At 41.5% G+C, this 23,299-nt stretch carries 20 protein-coding genes and 1 pseudogene; 9 read left to right on the forward strand and 12 right to left on the reverse strand.

Going from position 1 to position 23,299, the window contains the following annotated elements:
- Nucleotides 1–66: 66 nt before the first annotated feature.
- From LK453_RS09535 to LK453_RS09560, 6 genes are all read right to left on the reverse strand, one after another.
- A complete protein-coding gene (locus LK453_RS09535; RefSeq protein ID WP_320157801.1) occupies nucleotides 67–1,095 on the reverse strand; it encodes a peptide ABC transporter ATP-binding protein in 1,029 nt (342 codons plus the stop codon).
- Entirely contained in the window at nucleotides 1,092–2,192 is a 1,101-nt protein-coding gene (locus LK453_RS09540; protein WP_227674398.1) for an ABC transporter ATP-binding protein, read from the reverse strand. The genes LK453_RS09535 and LK453_RS09540 overlap by 4 nt, the downstream gene beginning before the upstream one ends.
- Entirely contained in the window at nucleotides 2,192–3,103 is a 912-nt protein-coding gene (locus tag LK453_RS09545) for an ABC transporter permease (protein WP_201534394.1), read from the reverse strand. The genes LK453_RS09540 and LK453_RS09545 overlap by 1 nt, the downstream gene beginning before the upstream one ends.
- Nucleotides 3,104–3,195: 92 nt before the next feature.
- Nucleotides 3,196–4,212, reverse strand: coding sequence for an ABC transporter permease (locus LK453_RS09550; RefSeq protein WP_007395139.1), 1,017 nt, complete (start codon nucleotides 4,210–4,212; stop codon nucleotides 3,196–3,198).
- Nucleotides 4,213–4,421: 209 nt separating this feature from the next.
- Nucleotides 4,422–6,050 (reverse strand): ABC transporter substrate-binding protein, encoded by a 1,629-nt coding sequence (locus tag LK453_RS09555; RefSeq protein WP_201534391.1) that lies wholly within the window; start codon nucleotides 6,048–6,050, stop codon nucleotides 4,422–4,424.
- Nucleotides 6,051–6,588: 538 nt separating this feature from the next.
- Nucleotides 6,589–8,868, reverse strand: coding sequence for a nitric-oxide reductase large subunit (locus LK453_RS09560; protein ID WP_201534388.1), 2,280 nt, complete (start codon nucleotides 8,866–8,868; stop codon nucleotides 6,589–6,591).
- 523 nt (nucleotides 8,869–9,391) lie between these two features.
- On the opposite strand from LK453_RS09560, the gene LK453_RS09565 reads away from it, so the two are divergent.
- Nucleotides 9,392–11,425, forward strand: coding sequence for a TonB-dependent receptor domain-containing protein (locus tag LK453_RS09565; RefSeq protein WP_201534384.1), 2,034 nt, complete (start codon nucleotides 9,392–9,394; stop codon nucleotides 11,423–11,425).
- Between the two features lie 95 nt (nucleotides 11,426–11,520).
- On the opposite strand, the gene LK453_RS09570 is transcribed toward LK453_RS09565, so the two are convergent.
- Nucleotides 11,521–12,612 (reverse strand): YkvI family membrane protein, encoded by a 1,092-nt coding sequence (locus LK453_RS09570; RefSeq protein WP_201534381.1) that lies wholly within the window; start codon nucleotides 12,610–12,612, stop codon nucleotides 11,521–11,523.
- A gap of 125 nt (nucleotides 12,613–12,737) precedes the next feature.
- Between LK453_RS09570 and LK453_RS09575 the strand changes: the two genes are divergently transcribed.
- Together LK453_RS09575 and LK453_RS09580 are read left to right on the forward strand one after the other, a co-directional pair.
- Nucleotides 12,738–13,241: a winged helix-turn-helix domain-containing protein gene (locus tag LK453_RS09575; RefSeq protein ID WP_201534378.1), complete on the forward strand. Its 504-nt coding sequence runs from the start codon at nucleotides 12,738–12,740 to the stop codon at nucleotides 13,239–13,241.
- Between the two features lie 26 nt (nucleotides 13,242–13,267).
- A complete protein-coding gene (locus tag LK453_RS09580; protein WP_227945203.1) occupies nucleotides 13,268–13,795 on the forward strand; it encodes an IS630 family transposase in 528 nt (175 codons plus the stop codon).
- A 309-nt stretch (nucleotides 13,796–14,104) separates the two neighbouring features.
- Here the strand turns inward: LK453_RS09580 and copM are convergent, their stop codons facing one another.
- Nucleotides 14,105–14,923, reverse strand: a complete 819-nt coding sequence (gene copM / locus LK453_RS09585; protein WP_201538630.1) for a CopM family metallochaperone — start codon at nucleotides 14,921–14,923, stop codon at nucleotides 14,105–14,107.
- 300 nt (nucleotides 14,924–15,223) lie between these two features.
- On the opposite strand from copM, the gene LK453_RS09590 reads away from it, so the two are divergent.
- The gene (locus tag LK453_RS09590) at nucleotides 15,224–15,412 is read left to right on the forward strand and encodes a DUF924 family protein (RefSeq protein ID WP_227674497.1); all 189 of its coding nucleotides are present in this window, start codon (nucleotides 15,224–15,226) and stop codon (nucleotides 15,410–15,412) included.
- A gap of 9 nt (nucleotides 15,413–15,421) precedes the next feature.
- Here LK453_RS09590 and LK453_RS09595 read toward each other — a convergent pair whose 3' ends face one another.
- Both LK453_RS09595 and LK453_RS09600 read right to left on the reverse strand, forming a co-directional pair.
- Nucleotides 15,422–15,985 carry an IS630 family transposase gene (locus LK453_RS09595; protein ID WP_007396008.1) on the reverse strand — a complete coding sequence of 188 codons (564 nt, stop codon included), beginning with the start codon at nucleotides 15,983–15,985 and terminating at the stop codon, nucleotides 15,422–15,424.
- Nucleotides 15,948–16,259 (reverse strand): IS630 transposase-related protein, encoded by a 312-nt coding sequence (locus LK453_RS09600; RefSeq protein WP_201538173.1) that lies wholly within the window; start codon nucleotides 16,257–16,259, stop codon nucleotides 15,948–15,950. Before LK453_RS09600 ends, LK453_RS09595 begins: the two co-directional genes overlap by 38 nt.
- 34 nt (nucleotides 16,260–16,293) lie before the next feature.
- Between LK453_RS09600 and LK453_RS09605 the strand changes: the two are divergent.
- A pseudogene (locus tag LK453_RS09605) lies at nucleotides 16,294–16,650 on the forward strand (DUF924 family protein); the annotation flags it as partial.
- A 57-nt stretch (nucleotides 16,651–16,707) separates the two neighbouring features.
- Here LK453_RS09605 and LK453_RS09610 read toward each other — a convergent pair.
- On the reverse strand, nucleotides 16,708–17,298 hold the full coding sequence (locus tag LK453_RS09610) for a YceI family protein (protein ID WP_007395132.1): 591 nt from the start codon (nucleotides 17,296–17,298) through the stop codon (nucleotides 16,708–16,710).
- Between the two features lie 596 nt (nucleotides 17,299–17,894).
- Here LK453_RS09610 and LK453_RS09615 point away from each other — a divergent pair.
- The 4 genes from LK453_RS09615 to LK453_RS09630 all read left to right on the forward strand — a co-directional run bounded on the left by LK453_RS09615 (nucleotide 17,895) and on the right by LK453_RS09630 (nucleotide 21,752).
- A complete protein-coding gene (locus tag LK453_RS09615) occupies nucleotides 17,895–19,013 on the forward strand; it encodes a TonB family protein (protein WP_201542019.1) in 1,119 nt (372 codons plus the stop codon).
- 113 nt (nucleotides 19,014–19,126) lie between these two features.
- Nucleotides 19,127–19,780: a MotA/TolQ/ExbB proton channel family protein gene (locus LK453_RS09620; protein WP_201538179.1), complete on the forward strand. Its 654-nt coding sequence runs from the start codon at nucleotides 19,127–19,129 to the stop codon at nucleotides 19,778–19,780.
- Nucleotides 19,781–19,818: 38 nt separating this feature from the next.
- Complete coding sequence (locus LK453_RS09625) at nucleotides 19,819–20,220, forward strand: ExbD/TolR family protein (protein ID WP_007395129.1); 402 nt, start codon at nucleotides 19,819–19,821, stop codon at nucleotides 20,218–20,220.
- Between the two features lie 200 nt (nucleotides 20,221–20,420).
- Nucleotides 20,421–21,752: a PepSY-associated TM helix domain-containing protein gene (locus LK453_RS09630; protein WP_201538180.1), complete on the forward strand. Its 1,332-nt coding sequence runs from the start codon at nucleotides 20,421–20,423 to the stop codon at nucleotides 21,750–21,752.
- Between the two features lie 210 nt (nucleotides 21,753–21,962).
- Here the strand turns inward: LK453_RS09630 and LK453_RS09635 are convergent, their stop codons facing one another.
- On the reverse strand, nucleotides 21,963–23,204 hold the full coding sequence (locus LK453_RS09635) for an SIP domain-containing protein (RefSeq protein WP_201538182.1): 1,242 nt from the start codon (nucleotides 23,202–23,204) through the stop codon (nucleotides 21,963–21,965).
- Between the last annotated feature and the right edge of the window lie 95 nt (nucleotides 23,205–23,299).

Below are 23,299 nucleotides of genomic sequence, written 5' to 3' on the forward strand. Positions count from 1 at the left end.
CTCTGCCAATGGGCAGAGTTTTTTATGTTCGATTGATACCAATAAACCAATATTAAGCATAAATTATTAAGCGTAAATCTCTTCCAAACGGATGCAGGAGACCAGTCGACCTTGCCATTCTCGAAGCTCTGGCTCTACTTGACTACATTCGGCTGTCGCATAAGGACAGCGCTTATGTAGGGCACAACCGGAAGGAGGGTTTAGCGGACTGGGTAGCTCACCATGTAATTTAAGCTCTTTTTTCTGCTCACCAATACTAGGAGCGGCAGATAATAGAGCAATGGTATAAGGATGTTGTGGGTTATTATAGATGGTCTCTTTAGGACCATGCTCAACCACTTGACCCAAGTACATCACCATTAAGTCATCTGCCACATGGCGTACCACGGACAAATCATGCGAGATAAATACATAAGCGGTATGATACTCATCTTGTAGATCCATGAACAAGTTAAGCACCTGAGCTTGAATCGACACATCTAAGGCTGAGGTAGGCTCATCGGCCACAACGATTTTAGGATTCAACATCATTGCCCGAGCCAGCGCAATACGTTGACGCTGACCCCCTGAAAACATATGCGGATAGCGACCTGAATGCTCAGGACGTAAACCTACCAAACGCATCATTTCATGGACACGGTCTTTCTTCTCCGCAGTAGACAGTTTCGTATGAATATCTAATGGCTCAGTTAACTGATAGCCAATGGTATGACGCGGGTTTAAGCTACCATAAGGGTTTTGGAAAACCATTTGAATTTCGGTACGCAACTCTTTTAATGCACGGCGGCTATAGTGGGGTGTGCCTTCACCGTTGATATATAGCTCGCCTTTGGTAGGCTGTTCAATCAAGGTCAGTTGTCGGGCTAAGGTAGATTTACCACAGCCAGATTCACCTACTACTGCTAAAGTTTTGCCCGCTTGTAATTCAAAAGAGATACCATTTAGCGCTTTAACATAAGCCTTTGGTTTGCCTAGCCCTTGAGAGACTGGGTAATGCTTATGCAGGTTATCTGCTTTTAAGACCACTTTAGAAGCGGGTGCAGTCTGAGCATGAGTTGTCTCAGTGTCAGGCATCGAAGTTAGGCTGTTGGTCATAGTGAGCTCCCCGTTTGTTCCGAGTGAGAATGTGGCATTGTCGTCGATGTGTGGGCAGGAAAGTCTGTCCGTATACAGCGCACCCGACCATTCGGGGTCGGTAATATGGGGGGCGGCACTTCACATTCAGGTTGTTTATAAGGGCAGCGGGGTGATAGCAGACACCCTTTAGGACGGTCGTATTGACTGGGCACTACGCCAGGTAAACTGTTCAAGCGTTCTTGACCGATAGCCAACTCTGGAATCGCTTGTAATAGGGCTTCAGTATAAGGGTGAGACGGATGTTCAAATATCTCAGGAACGGTATTGGTCTCTACCATTTGACCGGCATACATCACTGCCACATCACGCGCATTTTGAGCGACTAGACCTAGATCATGGGTAATCAACACCATAGCCATTTGTTTTTCACGTTGTAGTCGGCTTAACAAGTCCATGATTTGGGCTTGTACCGTCACGTCAAGAGCGGTGGTGGGCTCATCAGCGATTAATAGCTTTGGCTCACAGGCCAATGCCATGGCTATCATCACCCGCTGGCTCATGCCCCCTGATAATTGATGCGGATAGACTGACAGTCTGTTTTTGGCATCCGGAATCTCAACCAGCTCCAGTAGCTCTAAGATACGCTGGCGAGCCGCCGCACCTTTGAGCCCTAAATGGGTCTTTAAAACTTCTGCCAATTGGAATTCAACCGTAAAGCTTGGGTTTAAGCAGGACATGGCATTTTGAAAAATCATTGAGATATCTTTACCAATGATTTTACGACGCTCACGCTCTGATAAAGTCAGCATGTCTTTGCCATCAAATTGCATTCTAGTGGCACCGACTGTGGCGCTTGAAGGTAATAAGCCCATTAGTGCCATCATGGTGACCGACTTGCCAGAACCTGATTCGCCAACGACTGCTAAAACCTCACCTTGTTTTAGCTGAAGGGAAACATCATCGACTGCTCGAAACGCACGGGCTCCCTTGCCAAAAGTCACTGATAGATTTTCAATGTCCAAAAGTAGTGGTGAACTTGAGCTCAATTCAGTACCTTGACGGGGTCTAATAGTTGTAGAGTTTGTGGCGGCAGGGGTAGGGTTTAAAGTTGTCATTAGCTCACCTGCTTTAATTTAGGATCAAGGGCATCACGTAGCCCATCACCTGTTAAGTTGATAGATAAAGCGGCTAAGAAAATAGCCAGACCCGGCCAAATTGCCAACCAAACATTACTTTGAATGTACTGACGAGCTGTACCTAGCATGGCACCCCATTCTGCATCAGGTGGCTGGACACCAAAGCCTAAGAAACCAATGGCACCTGCTTCTAAAATAGCCGATGAGAAAATCATGGTTGCTTGCACAATAAGCGGGGCCATACAGTTAGGTAGGATAGTGATAAACAATAAGCGTAGTACACTGGCTCCCATCACTTTTGAGGCAGTAAAGTACTCACGCTGTAGCTCAACCATAGCCGTGGCTCGGGTTAATCGAATGAAAGGCGGGGTACAGACTAGGGCAATGGTAATAATAGTGTTGGTCATATTAGGGCCTAAGATAGCGGCAATAATAATCGCCAATAATAGGCTTGGATATGACATCAGAATATCATTGACCAACATTACCGCTTTGCCCCAAACTTTGGGCCAAAAAGCAGCACTAAGACCTAAGCTAATACCGGCAATCATTGCTAAAGTAGTGGCACTTAGGCCAATAAATAAAGAGTAGCGTGCCCCATACATGACACGGGACAAAGTATCACGGCCTGCATCATCGGTACCCAATAAGAACATCGAATCGCCGCCGCTTATAAAGGCAGGCGGTAGTTGTTCTTTTCCGGTAAACAGCTCATAAGGATCATGCGGTGCGATGCTAGGGGCTAAGAGAGCGATAATAACCATTAGAACCAAGACTAAAAGTCCAAGAACAGCGCCTCGGTTACGGCAAAACGTAGACACAAACAGTCGCCATGACGAAGGCGGTGCTGCTGCAAGGTCCATATCTTCGGGAAGTACGGTAGGCTTCATCAAATTTTCCTATTTTTGCTAATACTGTCGTTTTAAATGGATTTTATGGCCGTATAGGCACAAGTTATGAATAGGGTTAAATTTAAACCCACCTAAGAGGTATGCCTGATACGGGGGTTAATTAACCCGTATAAGATATCGACCAATAAACTGACCAATATCAGCGCAGTCGCTACCAATAAAATCCCATTTTGAACAATAGGGTAATCACGTGTGAAAAATCCGTCGAGAAGCCAGTTACCCACACCCGGCCAACTAAAGATGGTTTCGGTAATAATGGCGCCGGCCAGTAAAGTTGCCATTTGCAGACCCACTACCGTCACGACAGTAATTAATGCGTTACGCATCACATGAATCAAAATTACGCGCTTTGGTGACAATCCTTTGGCGCGAGCCGTACGTACATAATCTTCATCAAGCACTTCAAGCATGGCGGAACGTGTCATACGTGCAATCATCGCTAGAGGAATGGTAGATAAAGCGATAGAGGGCAGAATAAAGTGTTTTACCACGTTCCAAAAAGCCCCAGGCACTCCTGAGGTTAATGAGCCTAGCAGCCAAGAACCATACAAAGGCTTAACGTCCAAAAACTGAGCCACAGATATAACACCAGACACCGGTAACAGCCCTAAATAGTGAGCAAAAATACCAGTTAAGATAGGACCTAATAAGTATATAGGCATTGAGTAGCCTGCTAGAGCGCCTGACATCAAGGTATAGTCCACCCAGCTTCCACGGCGTAGGGCCGCTATAATGCCTAAACTCACACCAATAATACTGGCGATGGTAATGGCACATACTGCCAATTCTAAGGTAGGTACGAAGTGGGCAAAAAAGTCTTGCAGAACAGGGGTCCGGGTTCTAAAAGAAGCGCCAAAGTCCCCTTGCATGATGCCAGTAATATAATCCCAGTACTGAATGGGTAACGGCTTGTCTAGCCCAAGACGAGCAAGAGCTTGCGCGTGCATGGCAGGATCGACCATACGTTCACCCATCATGATCTCCACCGCGTCGCCAGGGACGAGTCGGATTAGGGTAAAGGTCGATAGGGTCAAGCCAATATAAACAGGAATGAGAATGAGAATTCGACGTAGAATATACAATAGCATGGGCGCGCTCGATTTTTAAAAGAAAGAGTTTGCTATAACACTAGGGTGAAAGGAGATGGCTGAGTCTGAGGTATCAAATAGGGCATTTGAGACACGATTTCAGAGTTGGCTATCATCAAAATCAAAAAGGCTGGAACAGAAAGGTTTCTGAACCAGCCATCTTACCTAAATTATAGAGTTAGGTTCTTTACTGGTATGAAAATAACCGATTATTCGATATCCACACCATCAAAGCGTATAGAGCCTAATGGGCTGATTTTGTAATCTTTCACATTAGGTGTGGTCAACACGGTCACAACTGAGTTGGCCACTGTGGTCCAAGGCAATTCTTGCTTGAAAATAACCTGAGCTTGTTTGTAGTTAGCAATGCGCTGCTCTTGATTGGTGTTTGAGCGGGCATCCATGATGAGCTTATCAAAGTCTTTGTTACACCAACGGGCGTAGTTGTTGCCATTGACTGCATCACAAGACAATAAAACGCCTAACCAGTTATCAGGGTCACCATTGTCGCCTGTCCAACCGGCTAGAATGATGTCATGCTCGCCTTTGTTGGCGCGTTTTAGATACTCGCCCCATTCAAAGGTTTTTAGATTGGCTTTAACCCCAATCTTGGCCCAGTCCGCTTGTAGCATTTCAGCCATCAACTTAGCGTTAGGGTTATAAGGACGTTGAACAGGCATATACCATAGATCAATGTCAAAGCCTTTAACACCTGCTTCAGCCATTAAGGCTTTGGCTTTTTCAACATCATAAGGTGCGTCTTTTAACTGATCATTGAAGCCCCACTGAGTAGGTGGCATTGGGTTAGCCGTTTTTACCCCAGCGCCTTGATACACTGCATCAATTAAGGCGTCTTTGTTGATCGCCATATCTAAGGCAGCGCGGACTTTGACGTCTTTTAGTTCAGGTCTCTCGGTGTTATATGCAATATAACCCACGTTGAAGCCTGGCTCTTCTAGGACGTTGGCTTTGCCAGAAGCTTTGGCAGATTCTACTTCCGAAGGGTTAGCATAAGCTGAAACATGACATTCGCCAGCTTGTACTTTTTGGGCACGTACCGCAGAGTCTTTGGTGATAACGAATACTAAGTTATCAATATGAATATCGTCTTTATTCCAGTAATCTGGATTTTTGGTATAACGAATTTGTGAGTCTTTTTGATATGAAGTAAAGACGAAAGGACCAGTACCAACAGGTTTGGTATTAAGGTCAGCCGCTTTGCCCGCATCTAGTAAAGACTGAGCATATTCTGCTGAGTCGATGTAAGCAAATGGCATTGCTAGGTTTTGTAAGAAAGGCGCATTGACTTCTTTTAGAGTAACTTTAACCGTATAGTCGTCTACTTTTTCAATATTGGCAATATTATCCGGTAGACCCATATCTACTGAATACGGAAATTCTGCAGGGTAAGCCTTGTTGAATTCGAAGTTAGGATCAGTCAGACGTTTTAGAGTGAATACCACGTCGTCTGCATTGAAGTCACGGGTAGGCGTGAAGAAGTCAGTTTTACCAAATTTGACCCCTTTACGTAGATGTAGGGTATAAGTTTTACCATCTTCACTGATGTCCCATTTTTCAGCTAGAGCTGGCTGAATCTCTGTTTCACCACGTTTGAATTCGACTAATCCGTTATAGATAGGATAGGCGCTGGCGTCAAAATCGGTACCCGCTGTATATTGTGCAGGGTCAAAGCCTGCAGGGCTACCTTCTGAACAGTAGATGAGAGTTTTGGCACCTTCAGCGCCACCTGCTGTAGTGGCTTTTTCCCCACCACCACAAGCGGAGATACCAATAGTAGCGGCTGCCAATAAACTTAATTTAAAAATAGGGTATTTCATAAAAACTTCCTGTGTCGCTAGTTGACCTGATTTCTCGGACATTAAATCAAGCCAAACAACACTAGCTATACAGGTAGAGTTTGTTGTGCCAATTAAATCCGTCTAGTTCAGGCAAATAGTAAAATTATGAGTAAAAAAATCAGTAAAACCCAGTACTTAAGACCACTAACTGGCTACTGAATTTTCTATTACCTAACATCCGTAAATTTCAAAACGATTTAAATAAGGTCATTTATAGGGTACTTAAATCGACCTATAACTAATAATTGGGTAAAGGCGACCTATTTATCATCGATGTTTAAGAATATACTATGTTAATAGGATGTTACGCAAGGTATCAAGTCAGTAAATTTCATGAAATATTAACTTAATTGTAATTTTTAAGTCGTTTTACATTGAATAGTTATATCAACAATATCTTTAAGAAGGTTTAGGACAACAAAAAAACTCTGCCAATGGGCAGAGTTTTTTTTAACATAGTTGAAATTAGACCACTAGAACGGTAGTTATTTATTTGATGAACTATTTATTTACCGAACTATTTATTTACCGAACTGTGTGGTCTGTAGTTAGAATGAGACGTTTTAGCAAAGGTGAGTTTAACCACTTGCCAAGCCACACAAACGGCACCGGTAATAAATACCATATCACCGAGGAAACGAACCCATCTTAGGGTCACCAGTAAGTCTTGTTGTAAGAAGCCTTCACTGCGCGCATACCATAGACCCTCAGTGATTGAAGCGTGAGCTTGGAAAATACCGATAGGTAGCAAACTGGTAGCAATCATTAATACTAGGCCTAGGTTCAGCATCCAGAAGCCTGTTTTCATCAACTTATCGCTGAACACATAGTCGGGACGGATATAACGCATGACCAGTAATACGAACCCCAGTGCCAAGAAACCGTATACCCCAAACAGTGCGGCATGTGAATGAACTGCAGTGGTATTTAGACCTTGTAAGTAGAATAATGAGACCGGTGGGTTAATCATAAATCCGAAGACACCCGCACCTAACATATTCCAGAAAGACACAGCGACGAAGCACATAATTGGCCATTTAAGCTTTTGCATCCAAGGGGATTGGTGCTGCATAGACCAGTGCTCATAACCTTCATAGCCTAGTACGATTAGCGGCACAACTTCTAGTGCGCTAAAGGAGGCCCCAATGGCCATCACTGGCGTGGTGGTGCCAGAGAAATATAAATGATGGAAAGTTCCTGGGACTCCACCTAGTAGGAATAACGCTGCGGAAGCAATAGATGTGGCAGTAGCAATTTTTTTGCTGACGAGACCTAGGTTATAAAATATAAAGGCAAGCGATACCGTGGCGAACACCTCAAAGAAGCCTTCAACCCATAAGTGAACTACCCACCAGCGCCAGTATTCCATAATAGTTAAGTGAGTGTGCTCACCATAGAATAAACCTGAGCCATAGAATAAACCCACGCAAACTACCGAGGCGAAGAATATGGCCAGTAAATTTTTATCGCCTTCCTTTTTAAAGGCAGGCATAACGCCTCGTGACATTAATACTAGCCAGATTAAAATACCTACCCATTTTAGAATTTGCCAGAAACGGCCTAAGTCGATAAATTCATAACCTTGATGACCAAACCAGAAGTTGTATTTGGCTGGCAGGATTTCAGCAATGGCAAGATATTGACTGATAAAAGAACCGACACAAACTATGATCAAGGCGACCCAAAGGACATCAACACCGAGCTTTTGAAATTTAGGATCTTTACCGCCATTGATGATTGGGGTCAGGAATAATCCAGCCATTAAGAAGGCCGTAGCGATCCAGAAGAGAGCAGATTGGATATGCCAAGTGCGTACTAAAGAGTAGGGGAGGTAGTCCGCGACGGGTATACCATAGAAATTTTGTCCCTCTACTGTATAGTGCGCGACGAAGCCACCGATTAAGACTTGGAAAATAAATAGCGCAACAACTAAAAAACCATATTTTGCCAACGCTTTTTGAGAAGGGGTTAACGCAATTTTAGTAAGAGGATCCGCTTCTGGCGTGACCAGTTTAGGATCCATATTATCTTCTCTGCGTAGGAATGCCCAGCCCCAGATAAGCAGGCCCACGCCGGCTATTAAAAACACCACACTGGCAACGGACCACATAATATTTTCAGTAGTAGGCTTATTATCAATAAGAGGTTCGTGCGGCCAGTTATTGGTATAGGTTGCATTTGTACCAGGGCGTTCTGCTGACGCTATCCAAGTGGTCCAGAAGAAGAAGTTGGTTAAACGCTGTCTCGATTCTTCGCTAGTAATGGTATTATTTTTCATCGCAAAGTTTTCACGAGTCTTCTGAAACTCTGGATCATCCCCATAGACACTCATATAATAGGGTGTAATCTTATTTATTGCCGCAATACGAGTCTGTGATAAGACTACCGTATTGTTTTCATCAACAGCACTACCGCGATACTCTCTTTTGACCTGCGCTTCTAAGACCGCTTTTTGATCTTCGCTGGCTGCCTCATAATCTACACCATAGAGCTCATTAGACTTAATATTGAGCCAAGCCACCAGCTCTCTATGTAGCCAATCTGCTGTCCAATCTGGTGCTTGATAAGCCCCATGACCTAATACAGAACCTAACTGCTGACCGCCAGTGCGCTGCCAAGCAGATTGCCCCGCTAAGATATCTTCTTTCGTCAAAATAACCTGACCGTTATCGTCAACAAATTGGTCAGGGATGGGTGGCGCTGTCCGATAAATTTCGACACCGCCCCAACCTAATAGCGAGAATGTGACAATAAGGATAGCGATTAAGCCCCACCAGTATTTCTTGTATTCACCCATATCATGCTCCTAGAAATAAATTATAAGATTCATTTTTAATGAATGTTTAAAGTTAAAATTAAGCATTAAAAGCTTTTAATACCCTAGTATTCTCTAGAAATTAATCAATTGGCTTGTCTCACTTTATATCACTACGCCTGTTCCAATTAGACAGAGTAGAGTGCCACAGAACCATAAATTAAGCATTTGAGCGGATTATAACATCCATTTAAAATGAATGTTAATAATTGTTTTTTAGATTTAAATGATTAACTAGGATAAATCAAGCTATCAAAGGGATAGAAAGAATAATAGATATAATTATTATTTTTCTGAAAAGTTACTGAATAGTAAGTAAATGGTAGTTAAGCATCGATTGTCTTTCTGAGAAAAATATTAGAAAAAGGATATTGTAATATCTGTAATTTTGCAGTAACATTCGCATCGTTATTTATAAATGATAATCATTATTATTAACTTTATCGTTAATATGAAATCCCTTAAATATTTTTGTGAAATTTAGTCCAAAACAAGAGTAGACATTATGCGTATACCTCATTGCAACCCTTTATCTCCTTTATCCATCGCTATAGCCACGGTACTTTGTACTCAAATTGCTAATGCGGCAACTGATGTTCCTACTATGACGATGCAAAAGATAACCGTCACCTCCGATGGCTCAGTACGTGGAAGAGTGCAACAAGACGAAGTGTATACTGATGAATATACGCCTGCTCAACAAGCCAACCATTTAAGTGACTTTTTAGAAGTTGTGCCTGGTGTAAGCGTCGGCGGTACCTCTTCTGTTAACCAACGTATTCGTGTGCGTGGCCTAGATGATACCAATCTAAAAGTATCCATTGATGGGGCGCGTCAAGAAGGGTCTTTGTTTTACCACATGGGTGATGTAACCATTGATCCAGACCTGTTAAAGCAAACCGAGGTGGCTGTGGGTAATAACTCAGTAACCTTAGGTAATGATGCCTTAGGCGGTGCAGTAGCCTTTAAAACAGTAGATGCCACTGATTTACTAAAACCAGGTCAAAAAATCGGTGCCAAGCTGCATGCAGGTTATGCCAGTAATAACGATGAAGTATTAACGTCAGCGACGATATTTGCTGCACCGACAGACAATATTGACTTATTGGCTTACTATGGTAAGCGGGATGTGGAATCTGGTGAAGATGGTGAGGGCCGTGAACTATTTGAGGACAGTAAAGGAGAGAATATTTTATTAAAAGCGGGCGCTACTGTCGCTGATGATCATCATATTGGTGCTAGCTTTAGTCGTACTGAAAAGAAAGGTATCTTTCCATTTCGCCCAGATTTTCCTTCAAGACCTGAAGACCCTATCCCGCAGCAAGTTAAACGCGACACTTACAATGTAGATTATGGTTTTAATCCTGCCAATCCACTCATTGACGTTTCTGCCAATGCTTATCAAACTAAGACCCGAATTTTACGTGATTCAGATGATAAAGCTGGTTATGAGTTTGATGCTGAAGTAAAAACGACTGGTGCTAAAATTGAAAATATTAGTATGATTGAGAGCAGTGTTGGCAACCACAATTTAATCGCTGGTGTGGAGCATTATAAAAAAGAATCAGCAATGAGCCGAGACTTTACTAAGGCAAGCAGTGATGAGGCCAAAAATACTTCTGTATATCTAGAAGACCAATGGCGCTTGGACAAACTTACCTTAACGCCTGGTGTTCGTTATGATCGTTATGAGTCACCTAAATTTGTATCAGATGGCAAGACTTATAATAATGTAGTAGGTGCATTAGCAGCCAGCTATGAAATCGCCCCAAACACACAAGTATTTGCCAGCTACACTCAACTGTTTAATGGTCCAGATTTAAGCCAGACCATCTTTAACTCAGATGGCGAGAATACTTTTGTAAATAGAGGTCTGAAGCCAGAAGAAGGTGACAACTCAGAGGTAGGTATCAGCACCATATTGCGTGGCCTAACTTTAGACAATAATGCGCTGCAGTTAAGTGCCAAGTACTTTAAAACCAATATCGAAAACTATCTACAGTTTGTGCGTTCAGGCAATGGACGTGTGGGTCTAAACTGTGATACAGGCAGTCTAGGCGGCAATTGTCAGGGTTCTGTCAATTCTGATGAAGACTATGAAATCAAAGGGGTAGAGTTGGCAGCCAACTATACAGCCAATAATTTTGGTATGGAGCTGAGTTATTCTCGAGCTCGTAGTGAAGGTGATAAAACAGGTAATAGCATTCCTTCTGTCAGTGGCGGCACTGCAGACTCAGGCGACCGTTACATGTTCAATTTAAATTATGATCCCACTAAAGAGCTAGGTCTAGGTTGGCGCAGTACCTATGTGGCTTCAATCACAGATAACAACGGTATTAGTAAGCCAAGCTATGATGTACATGATGTCTATATGAGTTATGCGCCTCGTCAGTTTCAGGATATAAAAGCCACACTTGGTGTCTATAATATATTTGATGAGACCTATGCCAATCACGCTTCACGCCTAAGTGAAAGCGATGCGACAACTGACTTTGAACCAGGTCGTAACATCAAGGCCTCTTTAACCTACCAGTTCTAATTAACGGATCAGCACTTAGCTACAACATAAAAATCCCGCTATCTTTAAGATAGCGGGATTTTTATGTTGTAGCTCTGGCTGTTTTTAATCATCTATTATAGCGTGGCACCGTCTTTTAAAAACACTTGGCCTGTTAGCGTCTTATACAAGGCACAAACCATGATGACCATACCCAGTAATCCTAAGGCAGGATACAATACATTAATTAGCGTACTGAATGGGAATAAAGAGGCCAATAAAGATAAAGCCACCAAGCTAATGGTTAAAGTACGAAACCTAGCCGGGTGTTTGTGTGAGTCGTAAAAACGAATAACACAGCCGTATAAGTTGGTCACTGCAGTAGTAAATATAGCAATAACTAAGACGACACTAAATAGGATACCAATCGTTGGGCTGATATTGGTGGCAATCTGCAAGAAAGGAATCTGATACTCAATGACATTGCTCAGATCAGACAATAAGGCCACCGTGATAAACAATAAGCATAGTCCCAATGAGAAACCACCCAATATCCCCGCTTGTCTGAGCGTCTTTAAACTAGATTCTTTGCCGCCCATCGCCGTCAATGTAGAGGTGGCGAGACTAACGTTATAAGACACATAAACCACGGCTGAAGTCCACCATAGCGGAGTAGCTAAAGTAGGGGTTAGGTTTTGAAGGCTATTGTCGACTGTGGACAATTGGTCGAAATGAGAAGACAGTGTGATGACCGAGATGCCAATAACACTAAAAATGATAATAGGAGAGACAATACCTAAAGCCCGTACGGAAGAGGAGAATCCAAAAATAACGGTCGCCAGTGTCATAGCAGCAATGATTAGCTTACCTACGATGACGGGTAACCCCCAGTATTCATGAATCGCAGCACCGCCGCCTGAAAACATAATACTGACACAGCCGAACATGAAAAACAGCAGAACATAGTCGCCTACAAAGCCTAATTTATTACCACACAAATAATTCAATACATCCCGATGACTGCAAGTCTGAAGTCTATTGCCAAGCTCCATAAATACTGAGCCATACCAAATAAACATTATTGTTGTAAGGATAGCGCCAATAATACCTACCAGACCATAGCCGGCAAAAAACTGCAGCACTTCCTGCCCACTGGCATAGCCGGCACCAATCACAGCGCCTACATAGACACCAGCATAACTAATGGCCTTTAAAATCGAGCTACTCATATTTTTTACATCCCTATTAAAACTATCTGCTGTACAGCAGTTGAATTGAATTTTCGAATTGAAATTTATACCAATTCCAAAAAATAAGGTACAATATAACCAACTCAACAACATAATAGAATCACATGCCGAAAAAAACCCCTAGAAATCATAAACTCACAGACCACGATTTTCTGCAATTATCTAAAACAGAAGGCAATGCCAGAGCACGAATCAGACTACTCATGCTGCATCAACTGAGTCAAGGTCATCCTATAGCGACCGTAGCAGAGAACTTTGGCTATAACCCTAGAAGCGTCTATACCATAAGAAGGAAATACTGGTTGCATGGTATCACTAGTGTCTATGACGCAGCTGGCAGAGGCAGAAAGAGTCTTTTAGCAGAAAAAGACATAGAACCATTCAAACAAGCGATAGTAGAAGCTCAGCAGCAAAGAGGTGGTGGTAGGCTCACGGCAAAAGACATCGCACAAATCGCCAAGGAGCAATTTAACGCCAACTATACCCCTAAAGCGATCTATCCTCTCATGAAACGTATTGGTATGAGCTGGGTATCTGCGCGTAGTCGGCATCCTAAGGCAGATCCTAAAGTCATGGAGGCATATAAAAAAACTTCCTTGAGCAGATAAAGCAAGTTCTACCTGATGGTGTTGATATCAAGCAAGTTGATATATGGTTTCAGGATGAAACACGTATTGGCCAACAAGGCTCTATCACAAGGGTTTGGCACTATAAAGGACAAAGACCTCGAGTAGTCAGGCAGCAGCAGTTTGAATCAACTTATCTATTTGGTGCCTTTAATCCGGCGACAGGTGAGAGTGTTGGACTTGTTCTACCTTATGTGAATAAGCAAGCTATGGCATTGCATATGGAGGAAATCAGTAAAGCTGTTCCCGAAGGTCGGCATGCCGTGGTGGTTATGGATGGGGCGCTATGGCACCAACCAAGTTTGGATCAAGACAATGTGACCATGCTTAAATTGCCTCCCTACTCACCTGAGCTTAACCCTGCTGAACAGGTATGGCAGTACCTTAAACAGCATTGGTTATCTAATCGCTGTTTTGAGAGTTATGATGCGATTGTCGATGCGGCATGTGACGCTTGGAATGCATTGTGTAATCAGACTAACTTAATTAGGTCTATCACTCAGCGGGAGTGGTGCGACTTGAGTGTTATTTTTTAGAATTGGTATTAAAACTAGTTGCTTTGTTCTAGTTAACTGATAATTAATTTTGCGGGGTATATTAACAGTAAGTTATAAGAATACAAGGTGTCAGCTTAAACAGTAGCAATTAGAGCGGGTATAAAGAGTAGATATAAAGGGCAGTTATAAAGTAAGGAGGGCTATAAGGGGAGGACATATAGCTAGGCCGGATATGAATCTATGAACTCAAGAAAATAAAAAAAGAGGCCTGATATTAATCAGACCTCAGTTTATTTAGCTAAGCAGTCAAAACGTAGCCCCTCATTTATAATTTGAGATCGTTATAAGTTAAGAGTGCTGCTGAATCCATTTCTGCATCATATCAATTTCAGACTTTTGGGCATCAATGATGTCCTGAGCTAGTTTTCTCATTTGCTTGTCTTTCCCGTACTTAATTTGCACCTCAGCCATGGCCACAGCACCTTGGTGGTGAGGTAACATGCCTTTGGCAAACGCCATGTCGGCATCTTCACTTAGGATGCCTTGCATCATGTCCTCATGCATCGATTTCATACTATCAGCATAAGCTTTATGCATGCCTTTGGTATAATCTTGCTCCTCAGTATCGGGATGGGTCTCTAGCCAGTTCTCCATTTGTTTAATCTCAGATCCTTGGGCAGCAATGATATCTTCTGCCAGCTTGCGCATGGTTTGATCTTTACCATACTTAAGTTGGATTTCGGCCATATCTACTGCTCCTTCATGATGAGGGATCATACCCTTGGCAAATGCCACATCTGCATCGTTGGCTTGGCTGCCCTCGGTCATATCTTCATGCATGTCATCCATACTGCCTATATATTCTTTACCGAAGTCTGTACTGGCAACGGGCATAGTCATGTCATGATTATTGTGTTCATCATTAGTATTATGAACATTGTGGCTATCATCATGATCTGTATTGTTATGGCCGTCCTTTGGGGTTTCGGTATTAACCTGAGTATCAGATTCTTTAGTACTCTCGTTAGAGGCGGGCTGGCAGGCCGCTAATGCCAGTATGGAAGAGCAAAGACCCACTAGGCCAAGTTGTTTGGTTTTTGACAGTTTAGTGGCGATAGTTTTGGTTGTGCCGAGGGCGGTACGGTTATCTAAATTAGGGTTGTTCATGATATCTCCAAATTCAAAGATGATTTATTTTATATTAAGTAGATTAAAGCACGCTAATTCGGTTAAGGTCATCAAATAATATTCAATCATAATCACACCTTATAATACAGATAACCTAATGAATTTGGGTGGAAATCTTCCTTTTTATACAGCTACCAGGAGCGGACTGTAAGTGAGTTTTTGCGAGCAATGAGTGCTTCTTGTTAATATGACTATTAACTATTAACTACTAACTACTAACACGGCTATTAATAGTCGCCATTAAGCTAATGATAAATAATAAATGACATAAGGTGAAATATGTATCAGCAGATTATAGATTTTTGTTTTCAAGAAGTAGGAACTCAGAAATTTTTTGAAAAAGATAAAGCATTCGATGAGTTACTCACACAGCGTTTTAAGACTACTTTAGAGCGTGCTACAAGAGCAGAGTTGTTTGCTTGGCGACAGCAACCCGAAGGTCGTCTGGCAGAGATTATTGTACTATAGTCATAGCCCTTAAAAACAGTCACACAGCCAAAGAAAATAGAAGAATAACGTATCGATACAATCTATTCCCCAATCTTGACGCTTTTTCTTAACCCAAGCCCAAGTTTGCTCAATAGGGTTTAAGTCAGGACTATAAGGCGGTAACCATAGAATAGTGTGTCCTGAATCTTCAATGGTTTTTTGAATATCAAGGCCCTTATGGAAAGTTGCATTATCCATAACGATCACACTATTAAGGGGAAGTTGTGGTAATAACAGTTGCTGAGCCCAGCTATGGAATACATCACTATTAACACTACAGTCGTAAAGACCTACTGCGAATAACTGATTATTGTAAATAGCACCTATAGCATTGGTTTGGTTTTTTAGTTGCCAGTTATGCTCGCCAAAGCACTTCTCACCTTTTTTGGCATAGCCGTAAGGTCTGTAATCATGTGCCTTGAAGCCACTTTCATCTAAGTAAACGACAGGACGGTTATCTTTTTCATACCAGGCTAACTGCTCAGCGAATAACTGACGTTTTTCTTCATCTGATTTAGGATGATGCAGTGTCTTTTTTTTGAGTAATACCAAGTCGCTTCAGTGCACGACTGATGCTTCTTTGGCTACAGTTAAGACGTCTTGCTCGTTCTATTTGATAAGCATCTGGATAAAGCTCAACATCTGCTTTAAGACTATCGCTATCCACCTTGTAAACAGTATAGACGTAAGCTTTACGCTCAATGTTCTTTTTCCAACGCTGAATTGTCGTTGTACTGATTTGATATTCTTCGGCAAGCTCTCGATAACTGTAACCTTCGTCAAGCTTGTCTAATATCATTTGTCTGTAGTCTTTTGAATATGCCATCTTATCAGTGTATCTTATTTATGGGGCTATGACTATAGACCAGTTTTCGAGGAATATCTATCGCGATACTGCGAAGGCTTTTGCGCAAGATAAAATGGCTTTGGTATTGGCTCAAGAGGCAGTAGCAGCAGGGGTATTGCAACAGCTAGACAGTGTGGAGGCACGTCAATTGTTATTAATGCCTTATATGCATAGCGAGTCAAAGCTCATCCATGAGCAAGCAGAACAACTGTTTAAGCAATATACTAACGAAGAAGTTTATGGCTTCGAAATCCGTCATAAAGTTATTATTGATCGCTTCGGCCGTTATCCTCATCGTAATGAGATTTTAGGTCGACAGTCTACTGCTGAGGAGTTAGAGTTTTTAACTCAGCCAAACTCTTCGTTTTAATTCTGACTGATTCAGACTGATTGGTACGGATTTAGAGTAGTTTGACTTTCAACAGTGTCATTTTGCCGGAATAAGCTCACCTGAAATGGTAATGGGGATGGTAGTACCAAATATGCCAGGGAATGCTGTTACCCCATAGTCATGGCGGTTGATTACTCCAGTGGCTTTAAAATTTAAGGCAGTACTCTGAGCATTGGCATCGGTTAAAGTTACTTTAACAGTCATGGGTTTGGTTTGCCCTAATGCGGTGAAATTTCCGGTAACAAAGCCTTCTCGTGGATTAATTAGTTTAACCTTGGTAGAGACAAATTTTAGGGTAGGGTACTGTCGGGTATTTAACAGCTCTTTTCTACGAATAAAGTAGTCACGGGGCTTAAGGTCAGTATCAATACTATCAGTATAGACGGTAAAGCGTATCTCAGTATTTTGAGGTTTGGTTTCATCATAATTGATAACCCCCTCCATTTTCTTGAACTTACCCTTAATAATGGCATTTTTTAGGTAAGAAACCTCAAAGTTGACTTTAGTCTTTGACGGATTTAACTGCCATTTCTGAGGAGGGGCAGCAGCGGTAGCCATAAGGGGTAGGCACAAAAGGGCAGAGGTACTTAAGGTCTTAATAAAACGGGTGGTAGCGGGGGTAAACATGATGAAAATTCCAATAATCAGTAACCATACTGAGTTCAAAATATTAAACAATAATAAATACTTAAATGATTCCTAGGTGCTTATTCTATCATGTCTATCTTGTAGTCCCGGCATAAAGTAAATTCCTTCTTGCATAGTATGGCAACATAAAAAGTAGCCAAAATGTAAGAAAAGTGCCAGTTGGAAGGTAGTGCAAGCAAAATGCAATACAAAATAAAATCAACACATAATAAAAGTTATGTTATATTATAACATTAGTTTCTTTCATAGACTTAGTATATTAGATACAGTACCCAGATGTTTGAAATATTTTGTATTGCAACAACTTATCATTCTTACTAAGACTCTGAAAACGATAAACCTCAATCAGGAATGTAAATAATAATAATTCTTATTTACATTAAGAGGCTTTTATTGTAATATTTGCGCTTGAAAATAGGTACCAATGAAGCGGATAAATTCAAGCTTTACAATGGTGTAAGTCTGCTAAAGGGCTATTTGTGAGTTGACCTATTAAGTAATTGTTTATTAAGTGACCTATTAATTCACTCTCTATTAGATAACTGTGTTCCTCCCATAAACCTGGCTTTATTTATATGACAAAAAGAACCAGCGACAAATCTAGCCTTATTAAAGTGAATACTGCTACTGTTATTGCCGTATTGGCCTTGCATATAGGTATTGCAGCGGCATTAACTCATATGCAAATGCCAGAGCAAATAGTAGAAAAACCAGAAGAAATAAAGCCGGTGGAAATACAGTTATTATCATTAGAAGAAACGCCTGAACCTATACCAAAAGCTGAGCTGCCAAAAGAAGTAGAACAACCTACTCCGGTACCACAGCCAGTGCTAGCTTCTGAGCAACCAACAAACAGTGAGACTAAGCCACAAACTAAACCTCAAAATGAGCCCAAACCTGAACCACCCCCTAAGCCAAAATCTGAAGACCCTAAACCTCAAACTAAATCCGAGTCACACGCTGAGCCTGAGCCATTGGATAAACCTCAACCGCCCAATAAACCTGATCCAGAACCGCAGCTCATCAAGGATATCGAGTCTCAGACAAAACCTGTTCCTGAATCAAAAGTTGAGCCAGTCGTTGAGCCAGAAACTCTTACTACAAAAGATTTGACACCAATTATCGATAGCAATGAACATCAGCGTTTGATTGAACAGATGGTCCGAGAAAAAGCCGCTCAAGAAAAAGCCGCTCAAGAAAAAGCCGCTCAAGAAAAAGCCGCTCAAGAGAAAGCAGCACAAGAGAAAGCAGCACAAGAGAAAGCAGCACAAGAGAAAGCAGCACAAGAGAAAGCAGCACAAGAGAAAGCGGCACAAGAAAAAGCGGCACAAGAAAAAGCGGCACAAGAAAAAGCGGCACAAGAAAAAGCGGCACAAGAAAAAGCGGCTGCCAATAACACACCAAAGAGCTTCTCAGAGAGTCAAGCCCGCTGGAAGCGAAAGCCAAAACTTATATTGCCGCAGCAGGTAGACAGAAGAGCTCGGTTAGGCGAGATATTTAGTCTTACTTTAGAAGTGATAGTGGATAAACAAGGCAATGTCACTAAGGTTACAGTGACGAAATCTTCAGGCAATCAAATTGTGGATAATGCCACCGTTACAGAAGTAAAAAGAAGTAAGCTGCATCCTTTTACAGAAGATAATCTGCCCGTCGTTGGTAAGATTATTCTGCCTGTTGAATACGTCAAAAAATAAAGACAAGTTTTTAGAAAGTAGCAAATTAGAACCTAGCAAATTGGGATGAGCCTATTTTATTTAGAGTCATTCGTTAAAGAGAGATAACCCCCAAATATTAGTAAGGATTTAACATGGATTTTGCAGCCTACTGGCAATATACCGATGTTGTTACCAAATTTTTGTTTTTTAGCCTTTTGGCATTGTCTATTGCCTCTTGGATTACAGGGCTACTGCGTCTTTATCAAAGCAGTCAGCTCAAGGACAAAGTTGCTTCTGGCTTAGAACAAGCGGTAGGCGCTGAGTCAAAAAATATCGCATCTTTGCAAAGCGCTGAACGTAAGACGGTGGTAGAACAGGTATTGTTAAAAGAGATTGGTCGCTATCGGTTTGAAAGTGAAAAAGGGTTAGCGATATTAGGCACTACTGCCGCCATTGCCCCTTTTATAGGTCTGTTTGGGACAGTATGGGGTATTTTTCATGCGTTACATAGTATTGGAGAGTCAGGTCAGGCAGGGTTGAGTCAAGTCGCAGGTCCTGTGGGAGAGGCGTTAATCATGACGGGATTGGGTTTGGCGGTGGCCATTCCTGCGGTTATTTTCTATAACATTGCAGTGCGTATCAATCGCAAAACCTTATTCATTGCCAACGATACTGCCTATGGATTATTGGCTGCAACAGCGAAATCTCAAGAAACAGATTTAATGTCAACGTCGATCACACAGGCTAAAATTTCAAAAGATAACGCTTATACCAAAAGTTTAAACCCTTCTACCGCCAATCATTAAAGACAGTCGGTAAAGACATCCCCAGATAGGAGTGTGACATGGCTTTTCAATTAGGCGATGATGATATGCAAGCCATGAATGAGATTAATCTCATTCCTTTAATTGATATCATGTTGGTATTGATGATTATATTTTTGGTTACGGCGACCGTTATGAATCCTTCAGTACCACTAGATTTGCCGCAAACCAGTGCCACAGTGCAGCAAACCCCACCGAAAGTGATTCAAATTAGTATCGATAAAGATGCCGGTATATATTGGGACGATGAACCAATAACCCTGCAGCAATTATCAAGCCGATTGGCTGAGCAGTCGAAACAGCAGACTGAGCCTTCTATTCATTTACGCGCAGATAAGGATGCCCGTTATGAAACCGTGGCTCAAGTGTTGGCATTGGCGAGTCAGGCCGAGATGACTAAGATTGCTTTCATTAGTGAGTGAATAGAGACGTTAATCAATAAAAAAAGTCGCCTTAAATAGAGCGACGATTATTTAACCCTACTAGATCAAAGTTTAGTAGGGTTATTTTATGGCGATATCTCAATATTCTCGCTAAGACTACTAGAGTATTACTGAAACACGGTTGCCTTGTCCCTCGTTTGTCTGCCTATAACTATAGTTAACTGAAGATTGAATAATTTATGTCAGTAAAAATACGTCAAGTTTGTTTTTGGATTCATCGCTATAGCGGGTTAACGATGGCTGTATTCTTATTTATAGCCGGTATTACGGGAGCCTTACTGGCGTTTCATGAAGAATTAGATGATTGGTTCAATCATAAGTTAGTCTATGTAGAGATAGAAAATCGGCCGCAACTACCTATCTCCACCTTGCATGATAAAGTGATTAAAACCTATCCAAAGTATAAATTTTCTAGTATGCCTGTGACATTACAACCCAATAAATCAGTAGTATTCGAGGTGGATAGGGTCAGAAAACAGCAGCCAGATGATAAAAATATCGCGCTCTTTCAAGAAGTTTATGTTAACCCTTATACTGCAGAAATTATTGGCATCCGTGATAAAGAAGCATGGGCTTGGAACAATACCATGTGGAAAGTATTTTGGTTGCACCGAGAGCTGTTACTAGGACAAACAGGCAAGCTAATACTAGGCGTTGTCGCCTTGGTATGGACCTTGAATTGTTTCATTGGGTTTTATTTAACCCTACCACGTATTATTAAAACTAAAAAAGGCAATAACGGCAATAAAAGCAGCGTGAAAAGAGCATCATTGTTGAAACGCTGGCTACCGGCATGGAAGATACGCCGAAAGACTAACTTTTTTAAGCTAAATTATGATGTACATCAAGCGTTTGGGCTTTGGCTCTGGATGATACTATTTGTGATTGCTTGGTCGAGTGTGGGCTTTAACTTAAACTCAGTTTATCAACCTGTGATGCAGACGGTAGTGGGTCTGCAACCTTTTGAACAAGACAATAAAAATCAATCGAAACCTGGACAAGACAATCAGCCAACTATAAATAGTTCCAGGAAATCGAATAATGAAACAACGCCAATCAAAATAACCAAAGCACAGAGTATCGATTATCTTTTGGCTCAGGCCGATAAAGTAAGTGCTGACCAAGGGTTAAAGGTCGAACAAGCACTTGGTTTACGCTGGATAGAGGAAGATAAACAATGGCAAATGCGCTTTAAGACCAATAAAGATATAGGAACCAAAGTTGGGGCCTCTTCAGTGACGATAGATGCCATAACCGGAAAAGTGGAGAGAACCCATTTCGGTCATCAAAGTCTCATCAGCAATAAGATAAATGAATGGCTGATGAGTCTGCATATGGGGCATATAGGTATAGGCTTAGTACATACTCTTTATCAAGTATTTCTGTCGATAATTGGTATGGCAGTGTCGACGCTATCTTTCACAGGTGTTTATCTATGGTGGCGAGGCAGGAAAGTACGTCAGCGTAATGCACTCAGAAGTATTCAAGACACAAATAAGCGTCCACTTTGAGTATCGTAAGTTTCGATATTCTTTTGATTAACCGCTTTAACTATCTGTTTTAATCTATGTCCTCAATTGCCTTTTTAATTAACTATCAACACTGACAATTAAAAGCTGCCAAAATTTAAAAGCTACGGTTATGTCAATATAACCGTAGCTTTATTCACTTTTATGAGCCTATCTATAAAGAATAATATATAGAAAGTTAAGAGTGACAAACTATTCCTTACGCCAATAGCCTTTAATAACCATATCGGTACGATCTAATTTCAATCTTTGTTTCAGTAAAGCCTTCAAAGCTTTGCTAGTGTTGACCTCTATAGCGCCCCAAACCTTTTCAATAACAATTGGATGCTGTGCCAGATAGTCCTCTATTGTACTGTCAATAAGCTGAGCTAGAGGTTGACCTTGATCCATATCGCCAATAACTAAAGGCAATATTTCTAGCCTATCGTCTATTAATTCATTGACCTCTCTATGTTGTAAATACTCTTGATCAGACGCCTGTTGGGTAATATAAATAATCAAAGGCGGTACGGGGTTTTGCCAAAGCTCAAGTAGTCTGACAACCGTGGGTATCGAAGTTTCATCCGCTATCAATAACGCTTGGCCTTGGTTTAAATGCGTTACTTTTTCAGGTACTTCTCGCATAGTCTTAACTGTCTTTTGCGAGTTAGCAGCAGCCAACCATTGTGCTCCTAAGGTTTCTCCGTGCAAAAAAACATCAATCCAAGCTTGGTTCTGTCCGGTTTGCGGGTCAAGTATGGCTTTACGCAATGTGTAGTAACGATGCAGTCGTTTGGAATTGATAGTGGTGGAACCTGATTGGTCATTGCCATGACTATTACCGCCGTCATCACTATTACTGCTGACATTGCCATTACCATTGTCGATGCTAAAAGGGTAATTGTGCTCTATATCAAATAAATAAGCATAACCAGGTTCTGTAACAGGAAGAGACTGACTAGAGACTGCATTATCTTGAGGCAACGTCAGTACCAAGCGATACATATTCTCAGTGACCGCAAAGCCTTGCTCAACATGGAACAATTGCTCTGTCAGTTTAATGCTCTTTTTATGAAGTTTTTTGTCGGCTTGCTGCTTTAATAAAATGTACTGATATTGCAGATCTTCGATATCCGATAAAGGGGTAGGAAACCTCATAAAGTAAGTGGCGTTCTGCGATTCGCTTTGAGTAGTAGGCGGAGCTAGTTCGGAAACTTGTAAGCTAATCCCTTCGCTATAAATATCTAATAATTTTATATCATGATGCTTGCTACATACGTTACTAAGCAGGGAAAAGGCTTTGATAAACCCCATCAAATCTTCAAAATGCTCTTCATTCATATGCTCAATTATGCGGTGCTTGTGCTCACTGTTCAGAACAGTAAATTGTGAATCAAAGCGGTAAGGCTCAACTTGTTGTAATACAGGATTGGTCATACCTTGTTCCCAAGTCATTAATAAATTGCAGAAAATAATTGTTAATGATAATTGTTTTCATTAGTATTTGCTAGTAGAATTCAGCTGCTGCTATAAAATTTACGATGGCTTAA

Source organism: Psychrobacter sanguinis, from assembly GCF_020736705.1.
GTDB lineage: Bacteria > Pseudomonadota > Gammaproteobacteria > Pseudomonadales > Moraxellaceae > Psychrobacter > Psychrobacter sanguinis.